Source organism: Streptomyces sp. NPDC127084, assembly GCF_042724175.1.
Classification (GTDB): domain Bacteria; phylum Actinomycetota; class Actinomycetes; order Streptomycetales; family Streptomycetaceae; genus Streptomyces.
In genome coordinates this window covers 1-19,032 of sequence record NZ_JBHXFA010000001.1, presented here as the reverse complement: position 1 = coordinate 19,032, position 19,032 = coordinate 1, and the positions used below count along the sequence as shown (strand labels likewise).

Below are 19,032 nucleotides of genomic sequence, written 5' to 3'. Positions count from 1 at the left end.
GCGCGATCCTTCGGTACCCGCCCGCACCAGGTCAACCTCCGACCGGTGCTATGAGGGGCTTGTCAGGAGTTGTACGTGCTCTGCGCCCGCTCCAGGCCATCCGACACCAGACACTCCACCGAGTCCGCCGCCCGGTCCACGAAGTAGCCCAGCTCCTTGCGCTCAGCCGACGAGAAATCCTTCAGGACGAAATCCGCCACCTGCATCCGGCCCGGCGGCCGCCCGATACCGAACCGCACCCGGTGATAGTCGGCACCCATCGCCTTCGTCATCGACTTCAGCCCGTTGTGGCCGTTGTCCCCGCCACCCAGCTTCAGCCGCAGCACCCCGAAGTCGATGTCCAGCTCGTCATGCACGGCCACGACGTGGTCCACGGGCACCTTGTAGAAATCCCGCAGCGCCGTCACCGGCCCGCCCGACAGATTCATGTACGACATCGGCTTCGCCAGGATCACCCGGCGGTTCGTCGGACCCGGAGGACCGATCCGCCCCTCCACCACCTGCGCCTGTGCCTTCGTCGCCCGCTTGAACTTCCCGCCCATCCGCTCGGCGAGCAGATCGGCCACCATGAACCCCACATTGTGGCGGTTGCCCGCGTAGTCCGGCCCGGGATTGCCGAGCCCCACGACCAGCCAGGGAGCCGCCGCGTCCGTCGTCATCTGCTGCATGTCTCCTTCATAGCAACACCGCCCCCCGCGCCGGACGGCACGGGGGGCGGTGACAGCGAAAAGCAGGAACAGGGCCTGATCAGCCCTCGGCGCCCTCAGCGGGAGCAGCCTCGGCCTCAGGGGCCTCCTCACCCTCGGTCGGCTCCTCGGCCTGCGCGGCCAGAACCTGAAGGACTACAGCGTCCTCGTCCACGGCAAGGGTGACACCCTTGGGCAGCTCGACGTCCTTCGCCACGACGGAGGCACCGGCCTCAAGGCCCTCGACGGACACCGAGAAGGACTCGGGGATGTGGGTGGCCTCGGCCTCGACCGGCAGCGCGTTCAGAACGTGCTCCAGCAGGTTGCCACCCGGAGCCAGCTCGCCCTCGGCGTGCACCGGCACCTCGACGGTGACCTTCTCGCCGCGCTTCACCAGCAGCAGGTCGACGTGCTCCAGGAAGCCCTTCAGCGGGTCACGCTGCGCGGCCTTCGGGATCGCCAGCTCCTTCTTGCCCTCGATGTCCAGCGCCAGCAGGACGTTCGGCGTACGCAGCGCCATCAGCAGCTCGTGGCCCGGCAGGGTGATGTGGATCGGGTCCGAACCGTGGCCGTACAGAACGCCGGGAACCTTGTCCTCGCGACGGATACGGCGGGCGGCACCCTTGCCGAACTCGCTGCGGATCTCGGCGGTGATCTTCACCTCGGACATATGCACTCCTCGTAAGCGGTGACGAAACGGAACAGTCACCCGGCCACGACTGGCCTGCTACGAAGAGCGCGTCGATAACGGACCGCCGTACACACGCGTACATGCGTATGAGTACGGCCTCCCTCGCCGAGCAACCTGTGCAGTCTACTCGGCGGGGAGGCCGCCCCGGAAATCGATCTAGCCCAAGCCCAAGTCCCAGCCCGGGCCGATGGTTCTTACTGCTCCTCGAAGAGGCTCGTCACCGAACCGTCCTCGAACACCTCACGCACCGCGCTCGCGATCGTCGGCGCGATCGACAGCACCGTGATCTTGTCCAGCTCCAGATTGCCCGGATCCGGCAGCGTGTTCGTGAACACGAACTCGCTCACCTTCGAGTTCTTCAGCCGGTCAGCCGCCGGGCCCGACAGCACACCGTGCGTCGCCGTCACGATCACGTCCTCGGCGCCATGCGCGAACAGCGCGTCAGCCGCGGCACAGATCGTGCCACCCGTGTCGATCATGTCGTCTACCAGCACACACACCCGGCCCTCGACATTGCCGACCACCTCATGGACCGTGACCTGGTTCGCCACGTCCTTGTCGCGACGCTTGTGCACGATCGCCAGCGGAGCGTCCAGACGGTCACACCAGCGGTCCGCCACCCGCACCCGGCCCGCGTCCGGCGAAACGACCGTCAGCTTCGAACGGTCCACCTTCGCACCCACGTAGTCCGCCAGCAGCGGCAGCGCGAACAGGTGATCCACCGGACCGTCGAAGAACCCCTGGATCTGGTCCGTGTGCAGATCGACCGTGAGAATCCGGTCCGCACCCGCCGTCTTCATCAGATCGGCCACCAGTCGCGCCGAGATCGGCTCGCGGCCCCGGTGCTTCTTGTCCTGGCGGGCGTAACCGTAGAACGGGACGATCACGGTGATGCTCCGGGCAGAAGCCCGCTTCAGAGCATCGATCATGATCAACTGTTCCATGATCCACTTGTTGATGGGAGCCGTGTGGCTCTGGATCAGAAAGCAATCCGCCCCACGCGCCGACTCCTGGAAACGGACGTAGATCTCACCATTGGCGAAATCGAACGCTCGCGTCGGCACCAGGCCCACACCCAACTGGTGCGCAACCTCCTCCGCCAGCTCGGGGTGGGCGCGGCCGGAGAAGAACATCATCTTCTTCTCGCCGGTCGTCTTGATCCCGGTCACAACACTGTCTCCTCAGCCGTGTCGCTCTGGTGCTGATCCGCGCGTCCCTGCAAACGGCGAGCCAGCCAGGGGGGTGTGCACCCTTGGGACATCCCCAGGTCCCCTACATGTGCACGTATCACGGTACGCCGAGAACGGCGCGCCTGTTTCCGGTCAGCCTTCGTCGTTGAACTGCCGAACCGCCTCAGCAGCCGCCTGCGCCGCAGCACTCCCCGGCCGCTTGCGAGCCACCCAACCCTCGATATTCCGCTGCTGCCCACGGGCCACAGCCAGCGAACCCGGAGGCACATCCTTGGTGATCACCGACCCCGCCGCCGTGTACGCACCGTCCCCCACTGTGACAGGAGCAACAAACATGTTGTCCGAACCCGTCTTGCAATGTGAACCGATCGTCGTGTGATGCTTCGACTCGCCGTCGTAGTTCACAAACACACTCGCCGCGCCGATGTTCGTGAAATCACCGATCGTCGCATCACCCACATATGACAGGTGCGGAACCTTCGTCCCCTCACCGATCGAGGCGTTCTTCATCTCCACGTACGTACCGGCCTTCGCCCGCGGACCGAGCCGCGTACCCGGACGCAGATAAGCGAACGGACCCACCGACGCGCCCTCACCGATCACAGCCGACTCGGCCACCACGTTGTCCACGCGCGCGCCACTGCCCACCGTCGTGTCCCTCAACCGCGTGTTCGGACCCACCTCGGCATCCCCGCCGATATGCGTGGCACCCAGAAGCTGCGTACCCGGATGAACCACCGCGTCAGGCTCGAACGTCACCGACACATCCACCAGCACCGACGACGGATCCACCACCGTCACACCCGCCAGCATCGCCCGCTCCAGCAACCGCCGATTCAGCAGCCCACGAGCCTCAGCCAACTGCACACGGTTGTTGATCCCCAGGATCTCCCGGTGATCTCCCGCCACCGACGCACCCACCCGGTGCCCCGCCTCACGAAGAATGCCCAGCACGTCGGTGAGGTACTCCTCACCCTGCACGTTGTCCGTACGCACCTTGCCCAGCGCGTCCGCCAGCAACTGCCCGTCGAACGCGAACACCCCGGAATTGATCTCCCGGATCCCGCGCTCCGCGTCACTCGCGTCCTTGTGCTCCACGATCGCCGTCACCGCACCCGACGCCGCATCACGCACGATCCGGCCGTAACCCGTGGCATCCGGCACCTCGGCCGACAGCACCGTCACCGCGTTGCCATCAGCGGCATGCGTCGCAACCAGCGCACCCAACGTCTCACCGGACAGCAGCGGAGTATCGCCGCAGACCACCACCACGATCCCCTCAGGCGCCCGCCCCAACTCTCCGAGCGCCATCCGCACCGCATGGCCGGTGCCGTTCTGCTCCGCCTGAAACGCCGTACGCGTACCCGGGTAGTGCGCTGCCAGGTGCTCCTTGACCTGCTCGCTCGCATGGCCGACCACGACGACAAGCTCCTGCGGGTCCAGCTCGCGGGCGGCGGAGACGACATGCCCGACGAGTGAACGCCCGGCGATGTCATGGAGGACCTTGGGGGTCTTCGACTTCATGCGGGTGCCCTCACCCGCTGCGAGGACGACGACGGCTGCCGGGCGGTTGGCGCTCACGGGAATGCCCTTCGGCTCTGGGTGGTGGACAACCGAAGGATAGCGGGGGGTTTCAGGAGTGAAATGAGGGCGGGTCCTGACCGGAGAGGTCAGGACCCGAACCAAGCAAGGCTCCCCCGCCAGGACTCGAACCCGGACATAAGACACCAAAAGCCTCAGTGCTACCCATTACACCACAGGGGAATATAAACCGAGTAAACCGGACATTCTGCCGGGTTACCGGGTTGCACCCAACACTATGCCGTACCAAGCGCCTTCCATGCGACGGTAGAGATCGGCACTCTTGGTGGCATGGGTGATGAGGTAGCCCCGATAGGCCTCTGCGGCGTTCTTCCGGACGGTCCTGGGATTGTGGCGCTTGAGGGTTGTCTTCTTGAAGCTTGTCGGATCGACTCCCGCGAGGTCGGCTCGGAACCGCTCGGCCTCACCCGTGTCGGCGGTCTCGTGGGTGCTCACCCGGAAGTGCATTCGGCTCGCCTTTCACGAGCCTGTGCAGGATGTCGTTGTTGTCGATGTGGAGCCGGTCGCGGATCTGGCGGAGGCTGAGGCCTTCGCGGCGCAGGTGATGGCTTGGGTGCGGAGGCCTTCGAAGTCGGCGTATTTGCCGTTCGTGGTGGGCATGGGGTCAGGCTCTGGCGGAATGCAGGATTCCGTGTCGAAGATGTGCTCGATTCGGTAGTTCGTGCGGGTCTGGGCGGTTTGAGTGGGTGTTCGATCACATTGTGTGCTGTTGGCGTCACGGAAATCCGGTGGACGCTTTCCGTAGTCTGTGAGGCATGACCACAACGGGGGCACACCAGGACTCGGCGGGCACCGGAGCCCGTTCCTGGCTGTGGTGGGGGAGACGGCGCAGCGCGGTGCTGGATGTGGGCCTTGGGCTCGTGTCCGCGTTGGAGTGTGCACTGGAGGGGGTGCGGTTCGCCCAGACGGCGGGGCTTGCGGTGCCGCTCGGGGTGCTCTTCGGGCTGGTCGCCGGGTCGGTGCTGGTGTTGCGGCGGCGGTGGCCGGCGAGTGTGGTGCTTGTTTCGATCGCGATCACGCCTGCGGAGATGGGCTTCGTGATGGGGATCGTGGGGCTGTACACGCTTGCCGCGTCGGAGGCGCCGAGGCGGATCATCGTCGCGTTGTCTGGGATGTCCCTGCTGGGGACGTTGATCGTGACGTTTGTGCGGACTCGGCAGGATGTGGCGTCGGCGGATTTCGATCCGGGTTCCTGGTATGTGCCGCTGGTGTCGCTGGTGATGTCGGCGGGGCTGACGGCGCCGCCGTTGCTGCTGGGGCTGTATGTGGGGGCGCGGCGCCGGTTGATGGAGAGTCTGCGGGAGCGGGCGGTCAGTCTGGAGCAGGAGCTTTCGCTGCTGGCGGATCGGGCGGAGCAGCAGGCGCAGTGGGCGCGTACGGAGGAGCGGACGCGGATCGCGCGTGAGATGCACGATGTGGTGGCGCACCGGGTGAGTCTGATGGTGGTGCACGCGGCGGCGTTGCAGGCGGTGGCTCTGAAGGATCCGCAGAAGGCGGTGCGGAACGCGGCGCTGGTGGGGGACATGGGCCGGCAGGCGTTGACGGAGTTGCGGGAGATGCTGGGCGTGCTGCGTGCGGATGACGCCGTTGGCGTGGGGGGCGCGGCCGGTGGGCGTCCGGCGGCTGTGGGGCGTGTGGTCGCGGCACCGCGCGTGCCGTTGGCCACGGTGGGGGAGGCGGCGGCTGCGGCTGCTGTGGCGGCGGCGGAGGCGGAGGAGGGTCCGTCGCTGGCGGATCTGGAGCCGTTGGTGGAGCAGTCCCGGTTGGCGGGGATGGTTGTGGAGCTGGTGGTGCAGGGCGAGGTGGTGCGTCCGTATCGGGCGGTGGTGGAGCAGACGGCGTACCGGGTGGTGCAGGAGGCTCTGACGAACGTCCACAAGCATGCGGCGGGCGCGCGGACGTGGGTCCGGGTGGCGCATCGGGCGGGGGAGATCGCGATGCAGGTGGAGAACGGGCCGTCGGAGTGCGGTGCGGCGGACGCGGGCCTGCCGAGTGGCGGTAATGGTCTGGTGGGGATGCGGGAGCGGGTGTCGGCGCTGGGTGGGGTGTTTGTGTCGGGGCCTACGGACGCGGGTGGATTCCGGGTGTCGGCGGTGCTGCCGTCACCGTGATGGCCTGGCCAGGGCTGGGCTGGGCGCCGGTGGTCGGAGGGCGGTGATCAGCGGCGCCGGTCAGTGGCGGTGGGCGGGCCGGGTTCCGACAGGGTCAGGGTGCGGTGAGCCGGGTCGGCTGGGCGCCGGTGATCAGGGTGCCGAGGGCGTCGTCGATGGTGGGCCCGAGGTACCAGTCCCCGGTGTGGTCGAGGCTGTAGACGCGCCCTTCGGTGTCGATCGCCAGTACGGCCTGTGCGTCGCCTTCTTCGCCGAGTGGTGCGAGCCGGGTGTCGAGGGCGCGGCCGAGGTCGCCGAGGGTGCGGGCGAGGTGGAGTCCGGCGAGTGGGTCGAAGCGGATGGCGGTGGGTGCGATCTGGCGGCCTCGTCCGGGTGGGGTGATGCGGAGGCCGCCGAATTCCGCCCAGGCTTCGACGGCTGCGGGGAAGACGGTGTGGCGGTGGCCGGCGGGGGGCTGGTGGGCGCGCAGGGCGTCGGCCCAGTGTTCGGCTTGCTTTATGTCCCAGCGTCCGGGTTGCCAGCCGGCTTGGCGTAGCGCGGCGTCGACGGATACGGGGAATCGGGTGCTGTTGTGCTCGGTCACGATCCGGGTCTGCCGTCCTCGTCTGGTCGTCTCGTCCTGCATTTTTCGTCTCCGGCGGGGGCCAGCTGCTACTGGGCCGGATCGATGGTCCGTACGCCGAAGTGGGCGAGCATCGCGGCGCAGGAGCGGCAGGGGGCCGCGTAGCTGCCGTGGAGGGGGTCGCCGTCTTCGCGTATGCGGCGTGCGGTGATTTTGGCTTGCTTGAGAGAGCGCCGGGCTTCGCCGTGGGTGAGGGGTTTGCGCTGGGCGCGTTTGGAGCGCGTGGTTTCGGCGGCGGTGAGGTGGCGGGAGAGCAGGATCGCTTCGGGGCAGCGTCCGGTGAAGCGTTCGCGCTGGCCGCTGGTGAGGGTGTCGAGGAAGTCCTGTACGAGGGGGTGGAGGGCGGGTGGCTGGTCGGCTCTGCCCGCGGTGCAGGTGAGGGTTTCGCCACGGACGGAGAGGGCTGCCGCGACGGTGGGGAGTATGCCGTCGCGTCTGAAGCGCGGGATCGGGATGTGCCCGGAGTCGTGTGAGTGGCTCCAGTTGAGCCTTGGGTCCCCGGTCGTCGTTCCTGTTGGCGCCGTGTGCATGGTGCGTCTTCGTCCCTCCCGTGCCGCGACGCCGGCCGTCGCTGTGCACGCCCCCGAGTTGAAGGGACAGCCTGCCAAATGGGACGGGCCGTGTGGAAGCGGGGTGGTGGAATCGTGCGGGCGTGTCGCGGTCGCCCGGCTGTGGGTCACGTGCCGGTGGCGAGGTGTTACGGAGTGGTGGCGGGCCTGGGGGTGGCCGGGGGCGGGGGCGGTGGCACCTGTCGTATCACCGCATAGGCTGTGGTCAGTCAGCCAGATTCAGCAGGGGGCAACCGCCATGACGACAGGTCGGCAAGGACTGGGGGTCACTTCCGGTCCCCGGGCCGGTGGACACGCCGAGCCGCCGAACGCTGCCTACGCCGGGCAGGTCGTGCACTTCCCGGATCCGGTGAGGGCCGCCCGTTACCCCGCGGGGGTGCGGGTGGATGAGCGTGGTTATCCGGATTTCTCGCCGTTCGCGCGGGCTGCCGCGGAGGTCGCCGATCCGCCTGAGGGTTTCGGTGTCGATGAACTGCGGCTTACGGACTATGTGTCGGCGAATGCCGCGCTCGCCGCCGCTGGGCATGAGTTGTGGGACACGATTCCGCCGGTGGCGACGCCGCATGGCTGGACGTGGCATCACGTGGTCGGCGGGCGCCGGCTTGAGCTGGTGCCGGTCGAGGTGAAGGCGCTGCTGCGGCATCACGGTGGTGTCGCGACGGCTGCGGTGGACCATGACAAGCGGGGTACGCGCCCGCTGCAGGAGCTCAGGCCGGTCCATTTCGGGCTGCCGAAGGGTTCGGTTTCGGTGACCGAGCAGCAGTTGGCGGGTGTAGAGGAGGACTTGGGGTATCGCCTTCCTGGGGCGTACCGGTCCTTTCTGAAGGCGGCGGGCGGCTGTGCTCCGGTGGGTGTCGGGCTGGACGTGGGGCTTGGGCTGCTGATCGACCAGCCGTTCTTCACGGTGCGTGACGAGGCCGCGGTCAATGACCTGGTGTATGCGAACAAGTGCCTGCGGGACCATCTGACGAAGGACTACCTGGGTGTCGCGTTCGTGCAGGGCGGTCTGCTGGCGGTGAAGGTCCGCGGTAGCGCGTCGGGTTCGGTCTGGTTCTGTGCGTATGACGATGCCCGTGATCAGGACGGCTTGTCGGTGAACGAGCGGGTGGAGCGGCTGCTGCTGCCGTGTGGTGAGGATTTCGACGCGTTCTTGTCGCGTCTGGCGGGTAGTCCGCCGGAGTTGGAGTCGGTGGCGAACCTGATGGTGGACGGCGGCTTCGCGCGCGCGGTCCCGGTCGCGGTGGAGGGGTGACGGCCGGATGGTGACTTTCGCGCAGGCGCAGGAGCGCGCTGAGGAGTGGGTCAACGGTGACGTGCCCGCGCAGCTGCACCGGGAGGTGCGGGTCAGGGAGTTCGAGCTGGGCTTCGTGGTGTGGGCGGAGGACCGTGCCGGGGGCCCGGCGTCGGATGCCGGCCGGCAGCGGCTGGTGATCGCCCGGGACAGTGGGGAGGCCACTCTGTGGCCCGCGCTGCCGGTGGGTGAGGTGATCCGGCGTTACGAGGAGGAGTACGGCGCTCCGCGGGGTGAGGAGACTCCGGCCGCGGCGCCGGCTGAGCGTATCGATCAGAACCAGACGTCGTTCCTGCTGAGTCCGCCCGAATGGATTCAGGAGGCGGCGGACAGGCTGGGCATCACGGAGCAGCGTGCGGACGGCGGCGCGCCGCCGGAGGAGTCCGGCGAGTCGGCCGTGTCGGACCGGGTGCCGCCCGCCCCGGATCCCGTTTCCGCCATACCCGCCATACCCGCCGTGTCCGCGTCGACTGCTGACCCGACTCCTTGGGCGGGGACGGATACGAGCTCCCGTCCCGGTGAGGCGGCCGATGGTACGGATGGCTCGGTGCCGCTGCCCGAGACGGTGTTCGCGCCGCCGCTGTCGGGTTCCGACGCCGATGACGTGCCGCCGCCCTCGGTGGGCGCGGACCTGCCGACCGCGTTGATGTCCGGTGGCAGCGCCCTGCCGCCGACCGCGGTCACCCCGGCGTTCGACGTGCCGGGGCGGCAGGACGCCAGGGTCGCGCGGGATCAGCCGGGGCAGCAGGGTCAGCCCGTGGACCAGCCGCCCGCGTCCGCGGCACCTGCTGCCCGGGTCGGCGGCGATATCGCCGATGCCGCCACCAGCAAGGCCGTGCTCCCGCCGCGTGGTACGCGTACCTCGCGTGGCGGCGGCGCGATGACGCCTCCGCCGCCGGCTCCTCCGGGTGTTCCCGGTGCGCGGCCGGTCGCTGCCCCGACGCCGCCGCCCGGCGCTTCCGACGTCGGGTACGTGCCGACGCAGATGGTGCCGCGGCAGGTGCCGGACGGTCCGCAGCCGGCCCAGCCTCCGGGGCCGCCCGGCCCGCCGGGTGCTCCGGGCGTCCCCGGTACTCCGCCCGGTGTACACCACGCGGCGACGATGCTGGCGAACCCGAGTCCGAATCCGGCGCACGGCGGTGCTGCTGCTCCCCAGCCTCCGGGTCCGCCGGGTCCTCCGGGTGCGCCGCCTGTTCCCGGTCCCCCGGCCGGAGGTGTCCACCACGAGGCGACCGTACTGGCGAACCCGAACCCGATGCAGGGTCCGCCGCCCCCGGCTCCGGCACCGTTTCCGCAGCCTCCGACCCAGCCGCAGCCTTCGTCCCAGGCCGCGTACGGGTATCCGCAGCAGCCCCCGACCGGTCTGCCGACCGTCGGCCCCGGCTACCAGGCCGTGCTGCGCTACCGCGCGCCCGACGGTTCGGAGCAGCGGTTGATCCGCCGCTCCGCGCCGGGCACCCCGCACCCGGAGTGGCAGATCTACCACGAGCTGCGCGCCATGAACGTGCCCAACGACCAGGTGCTCGAACTGCACACCGAGCTGGAGTCCTGTGAGCTGCCCGGTGGCTACTGCGCCCGGATGATCCGGGAGACCTGGCCGCAGGCGCGGATCACCAGCATCGCCTCGTACGGCAGGGACCATGCGAGCAGGCAGGGCGGGATGCGGCAGCTGCTCACCCACCAGGGCGAACTGCACCAGGTCGCGGACGGTCCGGCGCGCCCGGTGCCGGTGCGTGCGCCGCTGCCCCAGGTGCAGCCGGCGCCTCCGCTGCCGCCGGAGGGGATCGCGCAGGAGCTGGTAGGGGCGTTCGGTCCGCAGGGCATCTGCCGTTTCGACCAGCGGGCGGTGTCCCGTCAGGGCGTGCCGGATCTGGTGGCGCGGACTCTGGTGTGGGCGGGGCTGCCAGCGGACTTCGGGCCGTTCTTCTGGGCGCAGCCCGCTCAGCCGGTTGTGCCGACGCTGGCGGAGCTGGCCCAGCAGCGCCAGGTGCAGCCGGCGTCGGACGCGGCTTCGTATCTGGTGGTGGGTACCGACTTCGGCAAGGCGATCTGCGTCCAGTACGGCACGGCGCATATCGTCGCGGTTCCGGTGGAGGCGGGTCCTGGCGGTCAGCCGGTGGCTCCGCAGTTCGTGAACAGCGGGCTGCCGGAGTTCACTCGCTGTCTGGCGATGCTGGGCCGGATGTGGCGGTTGCGGTTCGGGCTCGATCCGGAGCAGGCGGGCCGCTGGACGGTCGACTTCCAGGCGCAGCTCGCGGCGCTGGATCCGGCGGCGCTGTCGTCGCCGGAGAGCTGGTGGTCGGTGCTGCTCGAGCAGATGTGGGACGGGCTGATCTGACCCGCCGCATGGCTGCTTGAGCTGGATGAACGAGAGGGCGTCCGAGCCGCGTCGCGCGGATCGGACGCCCTGCGTCGTCTGCCGTGGTTGCTGTGCGTCCGTTCCTACGTCACTGCGGTGTCGGTGCCGCCGCACCCGCCAGGATGGTCGGCTCCACCGCCTCGTAGTCCTCCCGCTGGGCTTCGGCGTCCTCCGGGGAGAGGATCGTGCCGAGCCAGCCGGCGAGGAAGCCGAGCGGCACCGAGACCAGGCCGGTCGTGGTGAACGGGAACCAGTTGAAGTCCTCGCCGGGGAAGACCGCCTGGGGGGAGCCGGAGACCATGTTGCTGCCGGTCATCAGGATGATCGCGGCGAGCGCGCCCACCAGGAGTGTGCAGAGCAGGCCCTTGCGGGTGTACCGGCGCCAGAACAGGGTGTAGACGAGTGCCGGGGCGACGGCGGACGCGCCGACGCAGAACGACAGCGTGACCAGCGCCGAGAGGTTCCAGTGCTGGACGGACGCGGCGACGGCGATGGCGCCGAGGCCGACGATCGCCGCCGCGGTGCGGGCGATGCTCATTTCGGCGGTGTGGCTGAGCCGCTTGCGGCGCAGCCCGTGGGCGATGAGGTCGTGCGCCAGGCTGTTGGCGCAGGCCAGGGTGATTCCGGCGACCGACGCGAGCAGGGTGAGGAAGATCGCGGTAGCCACCGCGGTGAACAGGAGTGATTCGCCGGTGCTGGGGTTCTGGCCCAGCAGCGCCTGGGTGACCAGCAGGAACGAGCTCTTGCCCTGGGGATCGGCGATGACCAGGACCTTGTGGCCCACGATCGCGGCGGCACCGAAGCCGATCACGGCGATCAGCAGGCAGGTGACGACGACGGTGGACACGGCCCACGACATGGAGCGGCGTACGGCGGTGGCGCTGCGGGCGGTGAACATGCGCATGGTGATGTGCGGCAGTACCGCCGCACCGAGTACGACGGTCAGCTGTGCGCTGATCATGTCGAGTCCGCCGTCGAACTGGAGCCCGGAGGCGAGGTAGGCGTCCCCCGCGCCGCTGCCCTTGGCGGCCGCGTCGAGCAGTGTGGGCAGGCTGAAGTCGAAGCGGTCGAGGACGAGTACGGAGATCGCGGTGGCGGCGCCGAGCAGGACGACGGTCTTGACGATCTGGATGAACGCGGTGCCCTTCATCCCGCCGATCGCCGCGTAGGCGATCATCAGGATGCCGAGGCAGACGATGGACCCGGTCTTGAAGCCGTCCGAGTGGAAGCCGAGGACGAAGGCGAGCAGGTCTCCGGCGCCCGCGAGCTGGAAGACCACCAGCGGGAGCAGCGCGGCGAGGGTTACGGCGCTGGCGGTGATCCGTACGGCGGGTCCGGGAGCGCGGCGGGTGAAGACGTCGCCCATGGTGAAGCGGCCCGCGTTCCGCAGTGGTTCGGCGAGCAGGAACATCATCAGCACCAGGGAGAGCACGGTGCTGAGGGCGAGGGTCAGCCCGTCGTAGCCGGTGAGGGCGATGACGCCGATGGTGGCGAGGACGGTGGACGCGGAGATGTAGTCGCCGGCGATGGCGAGTCCGCTCTGCATGGGGCTGAGGGAGCGGTAGCCGGTGTAGAACTCGCCGAGGTCGTCCCGGTCGGGTCCGGTCATCACGCACAGCAGCAGGGTGACGGTGACGACGGCGACGAACGCGACGAACGACATGGTCTGGGCGTCTGAGCCGAAGCCGGTCATGCGCGCGCACCTCCCGCGGCCTGCGCGGCCCTGTCCCTGATGGCGGCGGCGAGCGGGTCGACGCGGTGCCGGGCGATCCGTTCGTATGCGGCGATCGCGACGAGGGTGACGGGGAGCTGGAGGAAGCCGAGCAGCAGGCCGGTGGTGAGTCCGCCGCTGACTTCGCCGCTCATCAGCCCGGGGGCGTATCCGGAGAGGAACAGGAAGAAGACGAAGTAGCCGAGGGCGGTGAAGGTGGCGACCCGGCGCAGTCGGCGGTAGCTGGCACGCAGTCCGGTCAGTCCGGGCTGTTCCTGCTGGTGCGTGGGGGCCGACTGCTCGTACGAGTACGAGTACGAGTACGGGAAGGAGTCCGGGCGCGCGTACGAGTGCGGGTGCGCGGACGCCGCGTGCGGGAACGGGTCGCCGGGTGTGGCGGTGGGCGGGGCGCCGGGGTCGGCGAAGGCGGGGTCGTCGAAGTAACGCTGGTAACGCTCGTACGACATCGGAGGTGCTCCTTGCGGTGCCCTGGCGAGGGCGGGGGTGGTGCGGGCGACGCGGGGGGTGAGCGCGTACGTTACTTGCAGGTAAGAGCTGGCGTAAGAGGCTTCCAGACCGGTTGGTATGTCAGTTCGGCAACGTTCGGGTCACATCGCGGTGAGCCATGGGGAGGCTGTGTACACGGCTCTCACCTGCGACGGACCGGTGTGCACGATGCGTACGCGCTGTGCGCGTCCCCGTGTTCCGTCAGGTGTCGTGTGCGTCTGTGAGGACCGGGAATTTGCGCGGGGCCAGCAGTACCAGGACGAGCAGCGCGAGTGCGGCGGCACCCGCGGCGCCCAGGAACACGTAGTCCACCGCGGTGTCCACCGCCCGCTGCAGATGCTCCGCCGCGCCGGGCCGGCCGTCGGCCAGGGAGCGGGCGACGGCGTCCAGATCACCGCTCTTGTCGCCCGAGCCGCCGATACGGGACGCCAGGACGGAGTTGGCGAGCGCGCCGAACAGGGCTGCCCCGACGCTCTGCCCCACCTGGCGGCAGAACAGTACGGACCCCGTCGCCGTGCCGCGTTCCGCCCAGGGCACGGTGGACTGCACCCCGACGATCAGCGGCAGCTGGAAGATCCCGAGCGCCGCGCCGAGCAGCAGCATCACCAGCGCGGGTTGCCAGGCGTGGCCCGGATACGGCAGCAGCAGCGGGAAGGCCAGCAGGATCAGCAGGGCCGCGCTGATGCCGATGATCGCGCTGTCGCGGAAGCCGATACGGGTGTAGAGGCGGTTGGCGTAGGCGGCGCTGACCGGCCAGCTCAGGGTCATCACGGACAGCACGAATCCGGCCGCTATCGGGCTGAGGCCCAGTACCGACTGGGCGTAGGTGGGCAGGAAGACGGTGGGCGCGACCATCAGCAGCCCGAGCGCGCCCAGGGCCAGGTTCACCGCGGCGATGGTGCGGCGCCGCCACACCCAGCCGGGGATCACGGGGTCGGCGGCCCGGCGTTCGATCAGCACGGTCGCGATGACTCCGGCGGCGCCGCACGCGAGCAGAGTGAGGGAGGGTGCGGAGAGCCAGGGCCAGGCGACTCCGCCCTGGACGAGCGCGGTCAGCAGCAGGCTTCCGGTGACGAAGACGGCGAGCGCGCCCGGCCAGTCCACCGGGGGGCGGCTGCCCCGCTTGCGTACGGCCCCGCCTGCGGAGCCCGCCCTGGCAGCCTTGGCTCCAGCTCCAGCTCCAGCTCCAGCTCCAGCTCCAGCTCCAGCTCCAGCTCCAGCTCCAGCCCCGGCTTCGGTCCGGGCCGGTTCGCTGAGGTGGCGGGCGACCAGCCACAGGGCGAGCGCCCCGACCGGCAGGTTGATCAGGAAGATCCAGCGCCAGTCGGCGTACGCGGTGAGCAGTCCGCCGATCGCGGGCCCCGCGACCGCCGACACCGCCCAGACCGTGGACAGCCTCGCCTGGATCCTGGGGCGTTCGTCCAGCGGGTAGAGGTCGGCGGCGATGGTCTGGACGGTGCCCTGGAGTGCTCCGCCGCCGAGGCCCTGGATGACGCGGAAGGCAATGAGCGAGGTCATGTTCCAGGCGGCGCCGCACAGCAGCGAGCCGGCCAGGAAGACGACGATGCCGGTGATCAGTACGGGCTTGCGGCCGAAGGTGTCGGAGAGCTTTCCGTAGACGGGGATGGTGACGGTGACCGCGAGCAGATAGCCGGAGAACAGCCAGGAGAACACGGCGAAGCCGCCCAGTTCGCCGACGATCTGCGGGACGGCGGTGGAGACCACGGTGCCGTCGAGCGCGGCGAGTGCCATGCCGAGCATCAGCGCGGCGACGACGGGGCCGCGGCGGGTGGTGCCTGGTGCCGTGGAGCCGGTTCTCCGGGCGGTGTCCCTGGCGCCGGTGTGTCCCCCGCTCATCAAAGTCCCTTCCCTATGCACGTATCTCCGCGGACCAGCTTCCCACTTGCACCTCACGTGGCGGGAGGGGGCAGGCTCTGCGGGTGCGCGGCCGGTTCGGGCCCCGAACCCCTAGGGGGAGCTCCTGACTTGAGGCCAGGGTCGGTTCGTCCTGCTGAAGGAGGAGGGGCGCGGGGCCCGTTCCCTACTGTGTTCTCACGCCGGGCTTACGCCGCTCTTATCAGCGGGTCCGGGGGGCTCCAGGGCATCGGGGGTGGGGAATACCCCCGGCCGAAGAGGGTGCCGTGCACCAGCGCGGTGCCACCCCGCCGAGCACGACACTTTGACCGGACGCGGAGCACCGGAGCACCGGAGCACCGGGGCACCGGGGCACCGGGGCACCGGAACACCAAGACACCGGAACCATCGGATCGGAACAGGAGACACACTGTGACAACGGCTGTGACCGTCCCCGCACACGGGGGCACGGGAGGACGGACGGTCGTCGCCGCACGAGCGCGACAGGTCGTCAAGGCGTACGGTTCCGGGGAGACCCGGGTCGTCGCGCTCGACCACGTCGATGTGGACATCATGCGCGGGCAGTTCACCGCGATCATGGGCCCGTCCGGTTCCGGAAAGTCCACCCTGATGCACTGCCTGGCGGGGCTGGACACGGTGACATCGGGCGAGATCCACGTCGACGACACCGAGATCACCCGGCTGAAGGACAAGAAGCTCACCCAACTGCGCCGGGACCGGATCGGCTTCATCTTCCAGGCGTTCAACCTGCTGCCGACGCTCAGCGCCATCGAGAACATCACGCTGCCCATGGACATCGCGGGCCGCAAGCCGGATGCCGCGTGGCTGAACCGTGTGGTGGAGACGGTGGGACTGGCCGGGCGGCTGAAGCACCGGCCCAACCAGCTCTCCGGTGGTCAGCAGCAGCGGGTCGCCGTCGCACGCGCGCTCGCGGCCCGCCCCGAGATCATCTTCGGCGACGAGCCGACCGGGAACCTGGATTCACGGGCCGGCGCCGAGGTACTGGGCTTCCTGCGCAGGTCCGTCGACGAGCTGGGCCAGACCATCGTCATGGTCACCCATGACCCGGTGGCGGCCTCCTACGCCGACCGTGTGCTGTACCTGGCCGACGGCCGGATCGTGGACGAGATGTTCAACCCCACGGCCGACCAGGTGCTCGACCGTATGAAGGACTTCGACGCCCGGGGGCGTACGTCGTGACCGTGCTGAAGACCTCGCTGCGCAACTTCTTCGCGCACAAGGGGCGGATGGCGCTGTCCGCCATCGCCGTCCTGCTGTCGGTGGCGTTCGTGTCGGGCACACTCGTGTTCTCCGACACCATGAACACCACCTTCGACAAACTGTTCTCGGTCAGCGCCGCCGATGTCACCGTCAGCCCCAAGAACGCGGCGAGCAATGACGAGGTCCCGGCGACGGGGAAGCCGGAGGCCCTGCCCGCCGCCCTGCTGCCGCAGGTGGAGAAGGCCGACGGGGTGCGGTCCGCCGAGGGCAAGGTCATCTCCATGAGTGTGACCGTCGTCGACGCGGACAGCAAGAACATGGGATCCTCCACCGGCGCCCCCACCATCGCCGCCAACTGGACGCCGGGCGAGCTGCGCTCCATGGAGATCAGCTCGGGGCACGAGCCGCGCGGCCCCACCGAGGTGATGGTCGACGCGGACACCGCCGACAAGCACGGCCTGAAGCTCGGCGACGAGCTGCGCACCATCGCCGCGACCGGTGACCTCACCGCGCGTATCTCCGGTATCGCCTCGTTCAAGGTGACCAACCCGGGCGCGGCCGTCGTCTACTTCGACACGGCGACGGCCCAGCGCCAACTGCTCGGCAGGACCGGCGCGTACACCCAGATCGAGGTCACCGGGAAGCCCGGCACCGACCACGAGCGGCTGAAGCGGAACGTGGCCGCGTCCGTCGGCGACACGGCCCCGTACACCCTTCGGACACAGGCGGAGTCGGCCGACCAGGGCCGTGAGGACGTCGGCGAGTTCCTGAACATCATGAAGTACGCGATGCTCGGCTTCGCCGGGATCGCCGTCCTCGTGGGAATCTTCCTGATCGTCAACACCTTCTCGATGCTGGTCGCCCAGCGCACCCGGGAGATCGGGCTGATGCGGGCCATCGGATCGAGCCGCAGGCAGGTCAACCGCTCGGTGCTGATCGAGGCGCTGCTGCTCGGTGTGTTCGGCTCGATCGCGGGTGTCGCGGCCGGTGTCGGGCTCGCCATCGGGCTGATGGAGCTCATGTCGGCGACGGGCATGAACCTCTCGACGCAGGACCTCACCGTCAAGTGGACGACCCCGGTGATCGGGCTGACCCTGGGGATCGTCGTCACGGTCCTCGCCGCCTACATCCCGGCGCGCCGGGCGGGCAAGGTCTCCCCGATGGCCGCGCTGCGGGACGCCGGCATGCCGGCGGACGGCCGCGCCGGGCTGGTGCGGGGTGTCATCGGACTGGTCCTCACGGGCGCCGGCGGGCTCCTGCTGTGGGCCGTGACACGGGCGACGAAGGCGAGTGAGGGCTCGATGTGGCTGGGCCTGGGCGTGGTGCTCAGTCTGGTCGGCTTCATCGTGGTCGGTCCGCTGCTCGCGAGCGGGGTGGTCCGGGTCATCAGCGCGGTGCTGCTGCGGGCGTTCGGCCCGGTGGGGCGGATGGCCGAGCGCAACGCGCTGCGCAACCCGCGCCGTACCGGAGCCACCGGTGCCGCTCTGATGATCGGCCTGGCGCTGGTCGCCTGCCTGTCGGTCGTCGGCTCCTCGATGGTGGCGTCGGTGACCGACGAGCTGGACCGTACGGTCGGCACGGACTTCATCATCAACTCGGAGAACTTCCAGCCGATGGTGCCGCAGGTCGAGCAGGCGTTGAAGAAGGTGCCGGGCATCGAGCGCGTCACCGACTACAAGGTGGTGGAGGCCGAGTTGACCGCCCCCGGCGCCAACGGCGGCAAGGGCAAGCCGCAGAAGCAGACGCTGGTCGCCGCGGACCCGACCTACCCCCAGGACCTGCGCCGCGAGACGATCGCGGGCGACCTGGCGGCGGCCTACGGCAAGGACGCCATGTCGGTGTCGGAGGGGTACGCCAAGGAGCACGGCGTCAAGACCGGTGACACGCTGACGGTGAGCTTCACGGGCGGCAAGCCGGCGAGGCTGAAGGTCGCGGCGATCACCTCGGACGACACCAACGTCGACAAGGGCGCGATGTACGTCAACATCACGACGGTGGCCCGCTATCTGCCCGCCGACCGGATGCCGCAGAACTTCCTGATGTTCGCCACCGCGCAGGAGGGCAAGGAGAAAGAGGCGTACGCCGCGCTCAAGAAGTCGGTCGCCGCGTACCCGACCATCAAGGTGAAGGACCAGACCGACTACAAGCAGGATCTGCAGGACCAGGTCGGCCAGCTCCTGAACATCGTCTACGGCCTTCTCGCGCTCGCGATCATCGTCGCGGTGCTGGGCGTGGTGAACACCCTGGCTCTGTCGGTGGTGGAGCGGACCCGTGAGATCGGTCTGATGCGGGCCATCGGCCTCTCGCGCCGCCAGCTCCGTCGCATGATCCGCCTGGAGTCGGTGGTCATCGCCCTGTTCGGCGCGCTGCTCGGACTCGGTCTGGGCATGGGCTGGGGCACGGCGGCCCAGAGGCTGCTGGCCTTGGAGGGGCTTGGCGTGCTGGAGATCCCCTGGCCGACGATCGCGGGGGTGTTCGTGGGCTCCGCGTTCGTGGGTCTGTTCGCCGCGCTGGTCCCGGCCTTCCGGGCAGGCCGGATGAACGTGCTGAACGCCATCGCCACCGAGTAGCCCGGCGGCACGAGGGATGGACAAGGG

15 protein-coding genes and 1 tRNA gene are annotated in these 19,032 nt (G+C 69.4%); 5 read left to right on the top strand and 11 right to left on the bottom strand.

What is annotated here, in order from left to right:
- Window positions 1–62 precede the first annotated feature (62 nt).
- The 6 genes from pth to ACFWI9_RS00055 all read right to left on the bottom strand — a co-directional run bounded on the left by pth (window position 63) and on the right by ACFWI9_RS00055 (window position 4,604).
- Window positions 63–659 (bottom strand): aminoacyl-tRNA hydrolase, encoded by a 597-nt coding sequence (gene pth, locus ACFWI9_RS00080; RefSeq protein WP_387157984.1) that lies wholly within the window; start codon window positions 657–659, stop codon window positions 63–65.
- 88 nt (window positions 660–747) lie between these two features.
- On the bottom strand, window positions 748–1,356 hold the full coding sequence (locus ACFWI9_RS00075) for a 50S ribosomal protein L25/general stress protein Ctc (RefSeq protein WP_387157750.1): 609 nt from the start codon (window positions 1,354–1,356) through the stop codon (window positions 748–750).
- 215 nt (window positions 1,357–1,571) lie between these two features.
- Window positions 1,572–2,546 (bottom strand): ribose-phosphate diphosphokinase, encoded by a 975-nt coding sequence (locus ACFWI9_RS00070; protein ID WP_387157748.1) that lies wholly within the window; start codon window positions 2,544–2,546, stop codon window positions 1,572–1,574.
- 153 nt (window positions 2,547–2,699) lie between these two features.
- A complete protein-coding gene (gene glmU / locus ACFWI9_RS00065) occupies window positions 2,700–4,148 on the bottom strand; it encodes a bifunctional UDP-N-acetylglucosamine diphosphorylase/glucosamine-1-phosphate N-acetyltransferase GlmU (protein ID WP_387157746.1) in 1,449 nt (482 codons plus the stop codon).
- Window positions 4,149–4,259: 111 nt separating this feature from the next.
- Window positions 4,260–4,331, bottom strand: a tRNA-Gln gene (locus ACFWI9_RS00060).
- Between the two features lie 33 nt (window positions 4,332–4,364).
- Window positions 4,365–4,604, bottom strand: coding sequence for a hypothetical protein (locus ACFWI9_RS00055; protein WP_387157744.1), 240 nt, complete (start codon window positions 4,602–4,604; stop codon window positions 4,365–4,367).
- A gap of 320 nt (window positions 4,605–4,924) precedes the next feature.
- Here ACFWI9_RS00055 and ACFWI9_RS00050 point away from each other — a divergent pair, with 320 nt between their 5' ends.
- Window positions 4,925–6,280: a sensor histidine kinase gene (locus ACFWI9_RS00050; protein WP_387157742.1), complete on the top strand. Its 1,356-nt coding sequence runs from the start codon at window positions 4,925–4,927 to the stop codon at window positions 6,278–6,280.
- Between the two features lie 94 nt (window positions 6,281–6,374).
- On the opposite strand, the gene ACFWI9_RS00045 is transcribed toward ACFWI9_RS00050, so the two are convergent.
- Together ACFWI9_RS00045 and ACFWI9_RS00040 are read right to left on the bottom strand one after the other, a co-directional pair.
- Window positions 6,375–6,905, bottom strand: a complete 531-nt coding sequence (locus ACFWI9_RS00045) for an SUKH-3 domain-containing protein (RefSeq protein WP_387157741.1) — start codon at window positions 6,903–6,905, stop codon at window positions 6,375–6,377.
- Between the two features lie 26 nt (window positions 6,906–6,931).
- Window positions 6,932–7,432, bottom strand: a complete 501-nt coding sequence (locus tag ACFWI9_RS00040; protein WP_387157739.1) for a YwqJ-related putative deaminase — start codon at window positions 7,430–7,432, stop codon at window positions 6,932–6,934.
- Window positions 7,433–7,709: 277 nt separating this feature from the next.
- Here ACFWI9_RS00040 and ACFWI9_RS00035 point away from each other — a divergent pair, with 277 nt between their 5' ends.
- Window positions 7,710–8,723 carry an SMI1/KNR4 family protein gene (locus ACFWI9_RS00035; RefSeq protein WP_387157982.1) on the top strand — a complete coding sequence of 338 codons (1,014 nt, stop codon included), beginning with the start codon at window positions 7,710–7,712 and terminating at the stop codon, window positions 8,721–8,723.
- Window positions 8,724–8,730: 7 nt separating this feature from the next.
- Window positions 8,731–11,100: an SUKH-4 family immunity protein gene (locus ACFWI9_RS00030; RefSeq protein ID WP_387157738.1), complete on the top strand. Its 2,370-nt coding sequence runs from the start codon at window positions 8,731–8,733 to the stop codon at window positions 11,098–11,100.
- A gap of 109 nt (window positions 11,101–11,209) precedes the next feature.
- Here ACFWI9_RS00030 and ACFWI9_RS00025 read toward each other — a convergent pair whose 3' ends face one another.
- From ACFWI9_RS00025 to ACFWI9_RS00015, 3 genes are all read right to left on the bottom strand, one after another.
- Window positions 11,210–12,814 carry a cation acetate symporter gene (locus tag ACFWI9_RS00025; RefSeq protein WP_387157736.1) on the bottom strand — a complete coding sequence of 535 codons (1,605 nt, stop codon included), beginning with the start codon at window positions 12,812–12,814 and terminating at the stop codon, window positions 11,210–11,212.
- Complete coding sequence (locus tag ACFWI9_RS00020; RefSeq protein ID WP_387157735.1) at window positions 12,811–13,299, bottom strand: DUF485 domain-containing protein; 489 nt, start codon at window positions 13,297–13,299, stop codon at window positions 12,811–12,813. The genes ACFWI9_RS00025 and ACFWI9_RS00020 overlap by 4 nt, the downstream gene beginning before the upstream one ends.
- Before the next feature lie 241 nt (window positions 13,300–13,540).
- Window positions 13,541–15,196 (bottom strand): MFS transporter, encoded by a 1,656-nt coding sequence (locus ACFWI9_RS00015; RefSeq protein ID WP_387157734.1) that lies wholly within the window; start codon window positions 15,194–15,196, stop codon window positions 13,541–13,543.
- Between the two features lie 429 nt (window positions 15,197–15,625).
- Here ACFWI9_RS00015 and ACFWI9_RS00010 point away from each other — a divergent pair, with 429 nt between their 5' ends.
- Both ACFWI9_RS00010 and ACFWI9_RS00005 read left to right on the top strand, forming a co-directional pair.
- On the top strand, window positions 15,626–16,414 hold the full coding sequence (locus ACFWI9_RS00010; RefSeq protein WP_387157733.1) for an ABC transporter ATP-binding protein: 789 nt from the start codon (window positions 15,626–15,628) through the stop codon (window positions 16,412–16,414).
- Entirely contained in the window at window positions 16,411–19,005 is a 2,595-nt protein-coding gene (locus ACFWI9_RS00005) for an ABC transporter permease (RefSeq protein WP_387157732.1), read from the top strand. Before ACFWI9_RS00010 ends, ACFWI9_RS00005 begins: the two co-directional genes overlap by 4 nt.
- Window positions 19,006–19,032 lie beyond the last annotated feature (27 nt).